General features: G+C 71.0%; 14 protein-coding genes. 7 read left to right on the forward strand and 7 right to left on the reverse strand.

The window, feature by feature from the left end; translation table 11 throughout:
* Positions 1-38: 38 nt before the first annotated feature.
* The 5 genes from ACS5RC_RS12465 to minC (ACS5RC_RS12485) form a co-directional block, all read right to left on the reverse strand.
* On the reverse strand, positions 39-1,655 hold the full coding sequence (locus ACS5RC_RS12465) for an FAD-dependent oxidoreductase (protein WP_478344177.1): 1,617 nt from the start codon (positions 1,653-1,655) through the stop codon (positions 39-41).
* A gap of 544 nt (positions 1,656-2,199) precedes the next feature.
* Entirely contained in the window at positions 2,200-2,487 is a 288-nt protein-coding gene (gene minE / locus ACS5RC_RS12470) for a cell division topological specificity factor MinE (RefSeq protein WP_478344178.1), read from the reverse strand.
* Complete coding sequence (gene minD, locus ACS5RC_RS12475; protein ID WP_478344179.1) at positions 2,484-3,299, reverse strand: septum site-determining protein MinD; 816 nt, start codon at positions 3,297-3,299, stop codon at positions 2,484-2,486. Before minD ends, minE begins: the two co-directional genes overlap by 4 nt.
* A gap of 12 nt (positions 3,300-3,311) precedes the next feature.
* The gene (minC, locus tag ACS5RC_RS12480; RefSeq protein ID WP_478344357.1) at positions 3,312-3,920 is read right to left on the reverse strand and encodes a septum site-determining protein MinC; all 609 of its coding nucleotides are present in this window, start codon (positions 3,918-3,920) and stop codon (positions 3,312-3,314) included.
* Positions 3,921-4,203: 283 nt separating this feature from the next.
* Positions 4,204-4,923 carry a septum site-determining protein MinC gene (minC, locus tag ACS5RC_RS12485; RefSeq protein WP_478344180.1) on the reverse strand — a complete coding sequence of 240 codons (720 nt, stop codon included), beginning with the start codon at positions 4,921-4,923 and terminating at the stop codon, positions 4,204-4,206.
* A 365-nt stretch (positions 4,924-5,288) separates the two neighbouring features.
* On the opposite strand from minC (ACS5RC_RS12485), the gene ACS5RC_RS12490 reads away from it, so the two are divergent.
* From ACS5RC_RS12490 to ACS5RC_RS12500, 3 genes are read left to right on the forward strand one after another with little or no spacing between them, the layout of a single operon-like run.
* Positions 5,289-5,591 carry an iron transporter gene (locus ACS5RC_RS12490; protein ID WP_478344181.1) on the forward strand — a complete coding sequence of 101 codons (303 nt, stop codon included), beginning with the start codon at positions 5,289-5,291 and terminating at the stop codon, positions 5,589-5,591.
* Positions 5,592-5,634: 43 nt separating this feature from the next.
* Positions 5,635-7,173 (forward strand): PepSY-associated TM helix domain-containing protein, encoded by a 1,539-nt coding sequence (locus ACS5RC_RS12495; protein WP_478344182.1) that lies wholly within the window; start codon positions 5,635-5,637, stop codon positions 7,171-7,173.
* Positions 7,170-7,514 carry a DUF3325 domain-containing protein gene (locus ACS5RC_RS12500; protein WP_478344183.1) on the forward strand — a complete coding sequence of 115 codons (345 nt, stop codon included), beginning with the start codon at positions 7,170-7,172 and terminating at the stop codon, positions 7,512-7,514. The genes ACS5RC_RS12495 and ACS5RC_RS12500 overlap by 4 nt, the downstream gene beginning before the upstream one ends.
* 12 nt (positions 7,515-7,526) lie before the next feature.
* On the opposite strand, the gene ACS5RC_RS12505 is transcribed toward ACS5RC_RS12500, so the two are convergent.
* Both ACS5RC_RS12505 and ACS5RC_RS12510 read right to left on the reverse strand, forming a co-directional pair.
* Complete coding sequence (locus ACS5RC_RS12505) at positions 7,527-7,910, reverse strand: response regulator (RefSeq protein ID WP_478344184.1); 384 nt, start codon at positions 7,908-7,910, stop codon at positions 7,527-7,529.
* A 91-nt stretch (positions 7,911-8,001) separates the two neighbouring features.
* Positions 8,002-9,216 carry a sensor histidine kinase gene (locus tag ACS5RC_RS12510; protein ID WP_478344185.1) on the reverse strand — a complete coding sequence of 405 codons (1,215 nt, stop codon included), beginning with the start codon at positions 9,214-9,216 and terminating at the stop codon, positions 8,002-8,004.
* Positions 9,217-9,550: 334 nt separating this feature from the next.
* Between ACS5RC_RS12510 and typA the strand changes: the two genes are divergently transcribed.
* The 4 genes from typA (at position 9,551) to ACS5RC_RS12530 (ending at position 14,472) form a co-directional block, all read left to right on the forward strand.
* Complete coding sequence (typA, locus tag ACS5RC_RS12515) at positions 9,551-11,377, forward strand: translational GTPase TypA (RefSeq protein ID WP_478344186.1); 1,827 nt, start codon at positions 9,551-9,553, stop codon at positions 11,375-11,377.
* A gap of 191 nt (positions 11,378-11,568) precedes the next feature.
* The gene (locus ACS5RC_RS12520) at positions 11,569-12,570 is read left to right on the forward strand and encodes a glycosyltransferase family 2 protein (protein ID WP_478344187.1); all 1,002 of its coding nucleotides are present in this window, start codon (positions 11,569-11,571) and stop codon (positions 12,568-12,570) included.
* Positions 12,567-13,277, forward strand: coding sequence for a class I SAM-dependent methyltransferase (locus ACS5RC_RS12525; RefSeq protein WP_478344188.1), 711 nt, complete (start codon positions 12,567-12,569; stop codon positions 13,275-13,277). The genes ACS5RC_RS12520 and ACS5RC_RS12525 overlap by 4 nt, the downstream gene beginning before the upstream one ends.
* A complete protein-coding gene (locus ACS5RC_RS12530; RefSeq protein ID WP_478344189.1) occupies positions 13,261-14,472 on the forward strand; it encodes a glycosyltransferase family 87 protein in 1,212 nt (403 codons plus the stop codon). The genes ACS5RC_RS12525 and ACS5RC_RS12530 overlap by 17 nt, the downstream gene beginning before the upstream one ends.
* Positions 14,473-14,503 lie beyond the last annotated feature (31 nt).

Raw genomic sequence — 14,503 nt, forward strand, 5'->3', positions numbered from 1 at the left:
TGCGTGGCAACGGGGCGGTGCCGGCTCGGTAGTCTCCGTCAGACGTGGACGGCGTCCCACACCTTCGAGATCACGACCGATCCTTCGCCCACCGCGGAGGCGACGCGCTTGACCGAGCCGGCGCGCACGTCGCCGACCGCGAAGATGCCGGGCTGGGACGTGGCGTAGGGCGAAGTCGCGCCGATCGCGTCCCCGGTCAGCACGAAGCCGTTGTGGTCGAGCTCGACGAGGCCCGAGAGCCAGCCGGTATTGGGCGCGGCCCCCACCATGACGAAGACCGCGCAGGTCGCGATCCGGCGCGTCGTTCCGTCGTCGACGTCCCGGATCGTCACCGCCTCGAGGCGATCGTCGCCGTGGAGCGCGCTGATCTCGGCCCCGTACTCGATCGAGATCGCCGGGTCCGCCTCGAGCCGGCTGGACAGGTAGCTCGACATCGAGGTCGCGAGCGAGCGTCCGCGCACCAGCAGGCGGACATGGCCGGCGGAGCGGCTGAGGAACATCGCCGCCTGTCCGGCCGAATTGCCGCCGCCGATGATCACGGTCTCGGCGTTCTTGCAGTAGCGGGCCTCGATCTCCGTCGCCGCGTAGTAGATGCCCGCTCCCTCGAAGGCCTCGAGGCGCTCGATCGGCAGGCGCCGGTACTGGACGCCGGTGGCGACGACGACCGCCTGCCCGCGCACGCGCCGGTCGTTGTCGAAGGTCGCGCAGAACCCGCCCTCGGCGAGCCGCTCAAGCTTGACCACCCGCCGCGGCATCGCGAACCGGGTGCCGAACTTCATCGCCTGCACCTCGCCGCGCCAGACAAGATCGGCGCCGGAGATCCCGGTCGGGAAGCCCATGTAGTTCTCGATGCGACTCGACGTGCCGGCCTGTCCGCCGATCGCGACGTCCTCGACCACCAGCGCGCGCAGCCCTTCGGCCCCCGCATAGACGCCCGCCGCCACGCCGGCCGGCCCGCCGCCCACGATGATCACGTCGAAGGTCTCGTCATCGACGAGGTTGTAGTTGAGGCCGAGCAGTTGGGCGACCTTGTCGGGCGTGGGGTCCGTCACCACGACGTCCCGGCCGAAGATGACGGCCGGCCGGTCGGCCGAGATCGCGCAGCTGACCGCGACGGCCGCCGCCTCCGGGCTGCTGAGGGCATAGGACCGATAGGGGAAGCGGTTGCGGCTCGCGAACTCCGCGATCCGCCGGACGGCCCGATCGTCATCCTCGCCGATGAGCACCAACGTGCCGTCGCGCGTGTCGAGCTGCCGCCGCCGCCGTGCCGCGAGGACCGTGATGACGATGTCCGACATCTCGGGGATCTCGGACATCAGGCGCAGCATCGCGGGCCGCGCCACCTCGGTGACGGTGGTGTCGATGACGGCCCGCATGGGCATCGACCAGTTGCCGCCGTTGAGGAAGGCGATCTCGCCCATGAACTGCGTCGGCCCGAGGGTGGAGGGGAGGTGGCGCTCGTCCGTGAACGGGTTCACGACCTCGATCTCGCCGGCCTCGACATAGACGAAGCGGTCGGCCGGCTCGCCCGCCCGTGCCAGGAAGGTCCCGGCCGGGTAGTGCCGTTCGAGTCCCGCGACCCGCAGCGCGGCGACGTGCGAGGGGGCGAGCGGCACGCGCTGCATCTCGCGCAGGTCCCGGCCAATCGTTTCCATGATTCGGCCTCATCGCAGTAGAGCCGGTGTTGGGTCGCATCGATCGCCGGTCCCGGCAAGCAAGAGGCTTGCCCCTGCGAAGGAACGCGCCCGAGACCCGCAGACGCCGCGGTTCGGCGGGCATCGCTCGTCTCGGACGGAGATCGGACGCGCGACACGCCATCGCCTGCCCTCCGACAATCTAGGCCGATAATCGTCTCACGACATCTTGCCGCGAAGCTCGGCCGTCGCCGCCGGAAGACCGATGATCATGAAAAGCGCGAGATGCCGCGGCGCGACGGCGCGATCCCGGAAGCCCTCCGCAACGGCGATCGGCCGTCCGCGCCGCCCGCTCCGATGCTCGGGTCGCATCTCCCGCCGGCCACCTCCGCGGCGAGGCGGATCAGGGCTCCGGGCGGGTGCGAAAACTGCCGGCGGCGGGCCCGCCCGTGCGAGGGCTGAGCCCCGGGCGCTCGCGCGGCTCCGGCCCAGGGACCGGGCCCGAATACGAAGACGCCCGCGGATCGCCGATCCGCGGGCTCTAGGCCGTGTCCTGCCGGGCCATTCAGGCGGCCTTCTTCTCCGCCTCCGCCGCGAACTTCGCGCCGGAGATAAGGGGCAGCTCGATGTCGACGCCGAGGGTCGAGACACCCTCGCCGCGGTCGAGGGTGATCTTCACCTTGTCGCGCTCGACCGTGACGTGCTTGGCGATCACCGCGAGGATCTCCTCGCGGAGGGTGATGACGAGGTCCGGGCGCCCGGTCTCCGCGCGCTCATGCGCGAGGATCAGTTGCAGCCGCTCGCGGGCGACGGTGCTGGAGTTGCGCTTGTTGAAGATGCCGCGCAGGTTCATGCCGCCCTCCGCATGAAGAGCTTGTCGAGGAAGGACTTGCGCTCCGACGGGGTGGTCATCGGAACGGTCTCGCCCCGCAGGCGCCGGGCCGCGTCCGCGTAGGCCCGGGCAGGCGCGCAGAGCGGGTTGTTGAGCGTCACCGGGCAGCCCACGTTCGAGGCGCGCAGCACCTCCTGGCTCTCCGGGATGATCGCGAGCAGCGGGATCGAGAGGATCTCGAGCACGTCCTCGGTCTTCAGCATGTCGCCGCGATCGGCCCGCGCCGGGTCGTAGCGGGTGAGGATGAGGTGCTTGTCGATCGACTCGCCCTTCTCGGCCTTCACGGTCTTCGAGTCGAGCAGGCCGATGATCCGGTCGGAGTCGCGCACCGAGGAGACCTCGGGATTCGTCACCACCACGGCGAGGTCGGCATGGCGCATGGCCAGCTGTGCGCCGCGCTCGATGCCGGCCGGGCTGTCGCAGATCACCCAGTCGAACTTCTCGCGGAGCTCCTCCATGACGCGGGTGACGCCCTCGTCGGTGAGCGCATCCTTGTCGCGGGTCTGCGAGGCCGGGAGCAGGTGCAGGGTGTCGAGGCGCTTGTCCTTGATCAGCGCCTGCGGCAGCTTGGCGTCGCCGTTGACCACGTTGATCAGGTCGTAGACGACCCGGCGCTCGGCGCCCATCACGAGGTCGAGGTTGCGCAGGCCGACGTCGAAGTCGACGACGCAGACGGACTGCCCGCCCTGCGCGATGGCGGCCCCGAGGGCCGCCGTGGTGGTCGTCTTACCGACGCCACCCTTGCCCGATGTCACGACGAGAACCTTTGCCATTCTCGTTCCTCCTCAATCCAAGCTTGCCATTCGGATAGCGCCACCATCGAGCCAGATCTGCGCGGGACGCCCGCGCAGGTGGGTTCCCATGTCCTCGGCCGTGCGGACGAGGCGGTCGATCCCGAGAAGCTCGGGCTCGAACTTGCGGCAACAGATTCGGGCGCGGGGGTTGCGCGCGGCGCCGGCGATGGCCCGTCCGCGCAGCGCGCCGTAGATGTGGATGGAGCCGCCGGCCAGGATCTCGGCCCCGGAGGAGACCGAGCCCATCACGGTGACGTCGCCCGTCGGATGGACGATCGACTGGCCGGAGCGGACGGACCCCTCGATGGTGAGGGATGTGGTGACGGGCTCTTCCGGCTCGGCGGGGACCGCCGGGAGGTCGAGGTTCCTGACCGGGCGGCCGTTCGCCAGGAGCGGCGGCAGGCCGGTCTCGGCGATGTCGGCACCCTCGAGACCGAGGATGCGGATCCGGCGTTGCGTCAGGTCGGCGACGAGGGCGCGCAGCGCCTCCGGCTCCGGTTTCAGCGCGGCGAGATCCAGGATCACGGCGCGGCCGTCGAACAGGGTCGGCGACCGCTTGAGCGCCGCGTCGAGCCCCGCAAACCAGTCGGCGAGCGGCATCTCGGGCGTCAGCGCCAGCGCCTTGAAGGCGCGCCCGCGGAAGGCGGGTGGGCGGGGAGAGGGAGCGTCCGGAAGTGTCTGGCTGGTCACGGCTCAACGATTCCTTACCGGATCATTGACGGCCGTTATGGTTACCGAAGGGTTAAGGTTTCGGATCCTGTGCGCATTTCATGGGCGGATCCTGGGATCCTCGGTCGACGCACAGTCGATGCGGGTCGATCCGGAGTCTTGCGAGGACCCGAACTGCGTATTTCGCATCGGATCCGGCGCCGTTCGGCCCTGCTCAGCCGCGATCCAGCAGTGCCAGCTTGATCGCGTCGTCGACCAGCCGCACCTCGACCGCGGCGCCCCGGAAGGCGGGGTCGAGATCGTCGGCCGCGCGGTAGAGCCCGTCGATCGCCACCAGCTCCGGCTCGAAGCGGCGGCACCAGATCCGCGCGCCCGGATTGCCGGACACGCCCGCCACCGCGCGCCCGCGCAGGGCGCCGTAGATGTGGATCGACCCGCCCGCGATCACCTCGGCGCCCGAGGCCACGGCGCCCATCACGGTGACGTCGCCCTCGAGATGCAGGATCGCCTGCCCCGAGCGCACCGGCGCGTCGAGGATCAGCGAGCGGGCCGTTGACGGCGCCGGGCTCGGGGCTGCGGCCGGCACCTCGGCGTCCGGCACCGGGATCTCGCCCCCGGCACGCCCGCCCGAGAGCGGCGGGGGCAGGCCGGGGCCGAGCACGCCGGGCGGCGCGCCCTCGACGCCGAAGATCGCGATCTCGCGCCGGGTGAGGTCGGCCACCAGGGCGTCGAGGTCGTCCCGCGTGAGACTCAGGCCCGTCAGGTCGAGGATCACGGGACGGCCGGAGAAGAAGGCCGGCGCGCGGCGCGCGAGCGCGTCGAGCTCGGCGAGCCAATCCTCGACCGGCGGCACCGGGGCGAGCACCGTCGCCATGAAGGATCGGCCGCGGAAGCGGATCGGGGGCCGGGCCGGGGAGGCGCTGATCTCTGTCACGGGCGTCGATGATCTGGTGGAACGCGGCCTCCGTCCATGCGCCGGGGCGCGCGTGAGGGCAATCCTCGCGGGTCGGTTCACCGCGCCTCTCCGGTGCACGACGGAGGGGCCGAGCGCGCGCGGCGCGCCGGATGCCGCGCGGACCCATGGGGTCGCGCCCGCTCCCCCACGTCCGCGACCGCCGCTTCATCCCGGCCGGAAGTGCCGCTAAGCCCTTGGACGTACAATAGAATGATTCCGAAACATAGCGGTTGCGCGGCCCGCCGGGCCGTTGCTACCTCGCGCTCCATGTCCTCGCCCAGCGCCCCTCGGGATCGGAACCCACCGCTCTGCCCGCCTACCCGTATCGGCCGGGCGGAGGCCGCGTGAGCGCCGCCCGCACGGGCCCGCGCTACCGCGCGGCGGTGCTGGGCCGGGTGGTTCTGGCCGGATGTGGCGGCTACGGGATCGCGGCGCTGACGGCGGCCGTCCTGGCTCGCGTGCTGCCGATGACCCGCGCCGAGGCGGTGACGACCGGCACGCTGCTCAGCTTCGCCGTGATGGTCGCAGTGGTCATCGGGGTCTTCGCCCTACGCACGCTCAGTCACGCCACGATCCTCGTCCTAGGCCTCGCCCTGCCGCTCGCGACCGGCCTGTGGCTGTCCGGGGCCTTCGCGGGCGCGGCCTAGAGACCGCATCGATTGCCTTGCGAACGAACGGGGAGGGTCGCCGATGAGGCAGGGATTCCGGCAATCGATGGCGTGGCTGCACGCGTGGTCGGGCCTCGTGGTCGGCTGGGTGCTGTTCTGCGTCTTCGTCACCGGCACGGCGAGCTACTACCGCGAGGACATCTCGCGCTGGATGCGCCCCGAACTCACCGCCGTCACGACCGACCCCGCGCGCTCCGCCGAACTCGGCGCGACCTTCCTCGCAGGCACGATGCCGGATGCCGCGGGCTGGTACATCACGCTGCCGAAGCCCGAGGCGCCGGTCATCGCGGTGCATTGGTGGCCGAGCCTGGCGGGGCCGTTCCACAGCGCGCTGCTCGATCCGCGCACCGGTGCCCGCACGCAGGCGCGCGAGACCCACGGCGGCGACTTCCTCTACCGCTTCCATTTCGAGCTGAGCATGCCGCCGATGCTCGGTCGCTACATCGTCGGCGCCTGCGCGCTGGTGATGCTGGTGGCGCTCGTGACCGGCATCGTCACCCACCGGCGCATCATCGCGGATTTCTTCACCTTCCGGCGGAACGGCGCCCCGCAGAGGCGCTGGCTCGACGCGCACAACGTGGCGGGCGTGCTGGCGCTGCCCTTCCACCTGATGATCGCCTATTCGGGCCTCGTGTCGCTCGCGCCGATGTACATGCCCTGGGGCGTGCAGAGCGCCTACGGCCAGGACGAGACGCGCTTCTTCGTCGAGGCGGGATTGATGCCGGACCTGCCCGCGCCGCAGGGCCGGCCGGGCCGGCTGACGCCCCTCGGCCCGATCGTCGCCGCGTCGACGCAACACGGCGGGGCCGCCCCGGAGGATGTCGCGGTCTACAACCCGGGTGACGCGGGGGCGAGCGTGGTGGCGATCTTCGCCGAGCCGCACGGCATCGCCCACCAGCACCCGCAGATCGCCTTCGACGGCCAGACCGGAGCGCGTCTCTCCACGACCGGACCGGTCGCTGCGGCGGGCATCGTCTCGACGAGCCTCGTCGGCCTGCACGAGGCGCATTTCGCCGGGCCGGCCCTGCGCCTGCTGTTCCTGCTCTGCGGCATCCTCGGCGCCGCGACGGTGGCGACCGGCCTCGTGCTCTGGACGGTGGCGCGCGCGCCCAAGGGGTCCGAGCCGGCCGGGTTCGGCCTGCGCCTCGTCGGCGTGCTCAATATCGGCACCATCGTCGGGCTGCCCGCGGGCGTCGCCCTCTACTTCCTGGGCAACCGGCTGCTGCCGATCGATCTATCGGCGCGGGCCGAATGGGAGGTCGGGCTGTTCTTCGGGGCCTGGGCTCTCGTCGCGCTGCTCGCCGCGCTGCGTCCGGCCCGGGCCTGGCCGGAGGCGCTGGCGCTCGCCGCGCTCGCGTTCGGCGCGGTACCACTCGCCGATGCGGCGACGACCGGCCTCGGCGCCGCGACAGGCGAGATCCGTTTCCTCGGATTCGATCTCGCGATGCTGGCGCTCGCCCTGGGCTTCGGCTTCGCGGCCCGCAAGGCCGGCCGGCGCGCCACCCGACCGGCGCCGCGCCGCAGGCCCGCAAGCACCCGGGAGGAGGCCGTCCGGACATGACGGCCGCGGTGCTGATCCTCAACCTCGCCCTCTGCTTCTCCGGCTTCGGCGCCCTGGCGCTCAGCCTCGACCGGCATCACCGGGACGCCTTCGCCACCGCCGTGCCGCGGGCGCGGCGCCTGCCGCTGCGCGCCGCCGGCTGGTCGCTCCTCGTCCTGTCGCTCGCGGCGGCTGTGGCGCTAGAGGGCTGGACTTTCGGGCCGGTGCAGTGGGTCGGGGCTCTGACCGGCGCCGGCCTGCTGGTGGCCGCCCTGCTGAGCTACCGCCCGGCCTGGCTCCAGCCGGCGGCGCTGTCGGCACTGCCCCTCGCCCTCGCGATCCTGCCGGCCGCCCTGCGCTGATCGCCCCGAGGCCTACTCGCCGAGCCCGGTCCAGCCGCGCCCGACGCCGAGGGATTGTGCCGCATCGAGGAGGCGCATGGAGCGGCAGGGCTTCAGGAAGAGCAGGCTGCCGGCCACCTGCCGTGGCGCCTGCTCGCTGTAGCCGGTCACGTAGATCACCGGCAGGTCGGGGCTTCGCGCGCGCGCGTGCTCGGCGATGTCCCAGCCGTCGATCTCGCCGGGAAGCCGGATATCCGTGAGCAGGAGATCGATCGGCATCGGACCGGCCAGGGCGTCGAAGGCTTCGGGGCCGCTGGCGGCGGCGACGGTCTCGTACCCGGCATCCTGAAAGGCCGAGATCGTCAGCTCCAGGAGCAGGTCGGAATCCTCGACGATCAGGACGGTCGGTTTGCGCATGGAGCGGTTCTGGCTGCGGGCGGCAACGGTGAGGGACGAGCCGGCGACGATCCGCGGCGGGTTCGGCGATCCCGCGCGCGACCGGGATGGGTCAGGCGGGCATGAGGGCGTTCTCCTCATGCGCCGCGAGCCCGCTCTCCGCGGGAGATGCCGCGGGGAAGATCAGGCGGATCGTCGTCCCGCGGCCGGGCTCGCTCTCGATCTCGGCGCGGCCCCCGGTCTGCTGGACGAAGCCGAAGACCTGGCTCAGCCCGAGGCCCGTGCCGTGGCCGACCGGCTTGGTGGTGAAGAAGGGTTCGAAGGCCCGCGCCGCCGTCTCGCGATCCATGCCGTGCCCCTCGTCGCGCACCGACACGACCACCTCGCGCCGCGCGTCGGCGGCCTCGGCCGAGAGCGTGATCCGGCCCCGCTCGGGCATGGCGTCGCGGGCGTTGAAGGCGAGGTTGAGGAGCGCGTTCTCGAACTGTCCGCGATCCACCGCGATATCCGGCAGGTCGGGGGCGATCTCCGTGACGACGACGAGGTCCCCGAGGCTGGCATGGAGGAGTTCGACGACCTCTTCGATCAGCGGCCCGGCGGCGCAGACGGTCGGCTGGAGCGGCTGGCGGCGGGCGAAGGCGAGAAGCTTGTGGGTGACTCCGGCTGCCCGCTCGGCCCCCGTCATCGCGTTCTGCAGCCAGACCTGCATCGGGTCGTCGGCCGGAAGCCGCCGCTCGATGCGCTCCAGGTTGCCGACGATGATGCTCAGCATGTTGTTGAAGTCGTGGGCGACACCGCCGGTAAGCTGGCCCACCGCCTCCATCTTGCGCGCGTGGTGCAGGAGTTCCTCGGTCCGGAGCTGTTCCGCATTGGCGCGGCTCAGCGCCTCGAGGGCCGTGTCGCGCTCTGCGACTCGCAGGCGCAGAGCGTCGTTCGCCTCGCGCAGCTGCGTCGGGGAGGGGATCGCGAGGGCGACGGGCATCAGATGCCAGAGTGCCGCCGCCGTAAAGACCGAGGCCAGCGCAGTCACGACCTTGATCAGCGCCTCGATGCCGTAATCGGGCACCCAGAGCGTCCAGATGGCGAATAGGTGGGTCGTGCCGCAGGCCATGATGAACACGGCGAAGGCCCAGAACAAACCCGACAGGGCGACATCGCGGCGCTTGAGCAGGAAGTACCCGAGGGCCACCGGGATCGAGAAATAGGAGAGGGCGATGATCGCGTCGGATACCGCGTGCGTCCAGATCAGTTCTGGCTGCCAGAGCAGGCAAATCCCGTGGGGCGAGAGACTATCGAGTCCTCCGAAGTTTCGAACCCACGCGAACATGATGCCCCCCGGTGCCGCGCATCACCCTGTATCGCTTGCAAATCCATGCAACGCAACGTTGCGGAGACGGTCCGAAAAGCAGGATTCCGCTGCACCGTCATCGGTGCCGGAATGGCAGCGTCGCGAGACCGGCGACGCGTCCCGGCCGGGATCCCGCGGCCATCGGGTGGCCTTGTTTCGGTGTATGGTCGCCCCGCGCGTCGCCGAAGCGCCCTTGCCCGGCGGGAGCACACCTTATATTGCGATGCAATAGCTTGAGCCCGACCGTCTCCCGGCACGGCTGGCCGCGCCCACGGCCGGCCGAAGATCGGGCTCATCTCGTTCCGGATACACCATGAAGCTGCGCAACATCGCCATCATCGCCCACGTCGACCACGGCAAGACGACGCTCGTCGACAAGCTGCTCCAGCAGTCCGGCACCTTCCGCGAGAATCAGCGGGTCGAGGAGCGGGCGATGGACTCGAACGACCTCGAGAAGGAGCGCGGCATCACCATCCTGGCCAAGGCGACCTCGGTCGTCTGGCAGGACACCCGGGTCAACATCGTCGATACCCCCGGCCACGCCGATTTCGGCGGCGAGGTGGAGCGCATCCTCTCGATGGTCGACGGCGTGATCGTGCTGGTCGACGCCGCCGAGGGCCCGATGCCGCAGACCAAGTTCGTGGTCGGCAAGGCGCTGAAGATCGGCCTGCGCCCGATCGTGGCGATCAACAAGGTCGACCGCCCGGACGCGCGCATCAACGAGGTGGTCAACGAGGTCTTCGACCTGTTCGCCGCCCTGGACGCCACCGACGAGCAGCTCGACTTCCCGATCCTGTACGGCTCGGGCCGCGCCGGCTGGATGGCGACGACGCCGGACGGCGACCAGGCCGAGGGCCTCGCGCCGCTGTTCAATCTCGTGCTGCAGCACGTGCCGCAGGCCCGGACCGAGGACGGCCCGTTCCGCATGCTCGGCACCCTGCTGGAGGCCAACCCCTTCCTCGGCCGCATCATCACCGGGCGCATCATCTCGGGCTCGGTGAAGCCGAACCAGGCCATCAAGGTGCTCGACCGGACCGGCAAGGTGGTCGAGACCGGCCGCGTCTCCAAGATCCTGGCCTTCCGGGGCCTCGAGCGCGCGCCGATCGATGTGGGCGAGGCGGGCGACATCGTCTCGATCGCGGGCCTCGTGAAGGGCACCGTGGCCGACACCTTCTGCGATCCCCAGGTCGACACCCCGATCCAGGCCCAGCCGATCGATCCGCCGACCGTGACGATGTCCTTCATCGTCAACGACTCGCCGCTCGCCGGCACCGAGGGCGACAAGGTCACGAGCCGGATGATCCGCGACCGCCTGTTCAAGGAGGCCGAGGGCAACGTCACGCTCAAGATCGAGGAAGCGGCCGACAAGGACAGTTTCTACGTGTCCGGCCGCGGCGAGCTGCAGCTCTCGATCCTGATCGAGACCATGCGCCGCGAGGGCTTCGAGGTGGCCGTGTCGCGTCCCCGCGTGGTCCTGGAGAAGGGTGAGGACGGCGAGACCCTGGAACCCGTCGAGGAGGTCGTGATCGACGTCGACGAGGAATACTCGGGCGTCGTCGTGCAGAAGATGTCCGAGCGCAAGGCCGAGATGATCGAGATGCGGCCGTCGGGCGGCAACCGCCTGCGGCTGGTCTTCCACGCCCCCACCCGCGGCCTCATCGGCTACCAGGGCGAGCTGATGACCGACACCCGCGGCACGGCGATCATGAACCGGCTGTTCAAGGCCTACGAGCCCTACAAGGGCGAGATCTCCGGCCGCCGCAACGGCGTGCTGATCTCGAACGACAAGGGCGAGGCCGTGGCCTACGCCATGTGGAACCTGGAAGACCGCGGTCCGATGATGATCGAGCCCGGCGCCAAGGTCTATCAGGGCATGATCGTCGGCGAGCACAACCGCGAGAACGACCTCGAGGTGAACGTGCTCAAGGGCAAGAAGCTCACCAACATCCGCACCACCTCGAAGGACGAGGCCGTGCGCCTGACGCCGCCGATCCGGATGACGCTGGAGAAGTCCCTGGCCTGGATCCAGGACGACGAGCTCATGGAGGTCACGCCGAAGTCGATCCGCCTGCGCAAGGCCGTGCTCGACCCGAACGACCGCAAGCGCGCCGAGCGCTCGAAGGAGGCGCTGGCCGGCTGACGCCGGTGGCCGGCGCCCCTCATGACGGGGATGCGGCCGATGCCGACCGCATCCCTGAGCCAACCCAAGCGCGCTCTCACTTTTGTGACTCGCGAGATGGTTGAAAAATTGCCGCGTCATTAACCGGCCCGCGCCATCCTGCCCGCCACGTTCGACACCGGCGGCCCAGACCGCCGCGTCTGGAGGGGCGCATGCAGGTCGCGGCACAGATCCGACACGAGCTCGCGGGCCTGCTCCCGCAGGGTTCCTTCGTCCGCAACCGCGCGATCGCCGTGCTGCTGCCCTGCCTCAACGAAGAGGCCACGATCGGGCGCGTGGTGGCGGAGTTCCACCGGATCCTCCCGGGCGCGATCGTCTACGTCTACGACAACAACTCGACCGACCGCACCGCCGAGGTCGCCGCCGCCGCGGGCGCGATCGTCCGCCGCGAACGGCGGCCCGGCAAGGGCAACGTCGTCCGCCGGATGTTCGCCGATATCGAGGCCGACCTCTACGTCCTGGCCGACGGCGACCTGACCTACGATGCGGGCGCGGCCGGCATCCTGATCGAGACGCTGGTGAGCCAGCACCTCGACATGGTGGTCGGCGTGCGCGCGGGCACGAACGGCGCCTTCCCGCGCGGCCACCGCTTCGGCAATTGGCTCTTCAACCGCCTGATCAACGGGCTGTTCGGGCCGGGCTTCACCGACATCCTCTCGGGCTATCGCGTGGTGTCGCGCCGGTTCGCCAAGTCGTTCCCGGCGACCTCCTCGGGCTTCGAGATCGAGACCGAGCTGTCGGTCCACGCTCTCGATCTGCGCCTCGCCACCGAGGAGATCGCACTGCCCTACGGCGCGCGCCCGGAAGGCTCGGCGAGCAAGCTCAGCAAGTGGCGCGACGGCACGCTGATCCTTGCCAAGATCGTGCTGATGTACAAGACGATCCGCCCGCTGCGCTTCTTCGGCGGGCTGGCCGCCGTGCTGGCCGCCATCGGCCTCGCCGTCGGTCTGCCGGTGGCTGCGACCTACATGGAGACCGGACTGGTGCCGCGGCTCCCGAGCGCCGTGCTCGCCGCCTCCCTGATCCAGCTCGCCTGCCTGAGCGTGACCTGCGGGATCATCGTCGACGCGATCGGCGCGAGCCAGCGCGAGTTCAAGCGGATGCGCTACCTCGACCTGCCGGCGCCGGGCCCCGGCCAGGAGACGATCCGATGACCGCCCTGATCGACGAGCGCTACTACGAGGTCGCGCGCCCGCGCTCGCTCGGGGAGCGCCTCACCGCGGCGGCCCGCGACCGGATCTACGCGGATTTCCTGCGGCTCTGCGCGCCCGCCCCCGAGACGACCATCCTGGATATCGGCGTGTCGGACGTGGTGAACGACGCCGCCAACGTGCTGGAGCGCCGCTACCCCCATCCGGACCGGCTCACCGCGGTCGGGCTCGGGACGGCGGAAGCCTTCCGGGCGGCCCATCCGGGCATCGCCTACCGGCAGGTCGCGGCCGATTGCCGGCTGCCCTTCGCGGATGGCAGCTTCGACATCGCGACCTCGAACGCCGTTCTGGAGCATGTCGGCAGCCCGGAGAACCAGCGCCTGATGCTGGCCGAGATGCTGCGCGTGGCGCGCACCGTGTTCCTGACGGTGCCCCACCGCTATTTCCCGGTCGAGCACCACACGGCGATCCCGTTCCTGCACTACGCGGACCGGACCTTCGCGCTCGCCTGCCGCACCCTCGGCAAGGCGGCCTGGGCCGATCCGCAGAACCTCATCCTCATGTCGCGCCGCCGGCTGCGCGCCCTGGTGCCGCCGGGGCGCGAGGCCCGGATCGGCCATACCGGACTGCCCCTCGGGCCCGCCAGTTCGAACCTGTTCCTCCTCATCGCGCGAACCGGGACGGGCAGGGCCGATGCGGCGACGCTCTGAGTCCGCCGGGCCCGACACCGGCCTGATCCTCGGCTGCCTCATCCTGGGCCTCCTCAGCGCCGCGCCGATCCTGGCGAGCTTCTACTGGCCGGCCGCGGGCGGCCTCGACGTGACCGGCCACCAGATCGGGCGCGACTTCATCAACAACTGGGCCGGCCCGCGCCTCGCCTTCTCGCGCGGCACCGAGATCCTGTTCGACCGTCCGGCCTATCACGCGGCGATCGGCACGCTGTTCGGGACGCCGCTGCCCTTTCACAATTGGGGCTACCCGCCCTTCGCGCTGCTGCTGCTCTGGCCGCTGGCGCAGCTGCCCTACTTCGCGGCGCTCGCCGTCTGGACGTTCGGCCTGTTCGGCGCCTTCGCGGCGGTGACGCTGAGCCGGGTGCCGCCGGGGCGCCGGGTCGTGGCGCTGGCGCTGCTCGCCCTCGCGCCGGCCTGCCTGATCAACACGGTCGGCGGGCAGAACGGCTTCCTCACGGCGGCCCTATTCCTCGGCGGCCTGCTCGCCCTCGACCGCCGGCCCGTCCTCGCCGGGATCCTGTTCGGCCTGCTGACCTGCAAGCCGCATCTCGGCCTGATCCTGCCCCTCGTCCTCCTGGCGCTCGGGGCGTGGCGCACCATCGCGGCCGCGACCCTGACGGCCGGCCTGCTCGTCGCGGTCTCGGTCGGCGCTCTCGGGATCGAGCCGTGGCGCCACTACTTCGGAGAGACGAGCGCCTACCAGTACGGGCTACTCGAGCGCTTCCAAGGGTTCTACCCCTACATGATGAGCTCAGTCTTCGCGGGGGCGCGCACCTTCGGGCTGGGTATGAGCGCGGCCTGGGCGATCCAGGCGGCCGTCGCGATCCCGGTCCTGGCCACGGCGGTGTGGGCCGTGCGCCGCACCGCCGACCCGGTGCTGCGCGCGGGCGTGCTGGCCGCCGCGGTGCCGCTGCTCACGCCCTACGCCTTCAACTACGATCTCACGGCGATCGCCGCGGTGCTGGTCTGGCGCCTCCTCTCCGACCGGCACCCGCCGCTGCCCGTCCCCGTGACGGCCTTCGCGTGGCTCGCGCCCACGATCGTGATGCCCCTGCAGATCTTCGGCTTCGGCGGCACCGCGCTCGCCCTGGTCGCGCTGTTCGGGGCCCTGGTCCGGGAGATCGCCCGGGCCGGCGAGGGCGCGGCCCCCGCGCAGGCACCGCTCGCCGCCTGATCCGCCCGAAGCCGGATGATCCCGTCGAGAT

The sequence above is a fragment of the Methylobacterium sp. HJ2 genome (genome assembly GCF_056431005.1).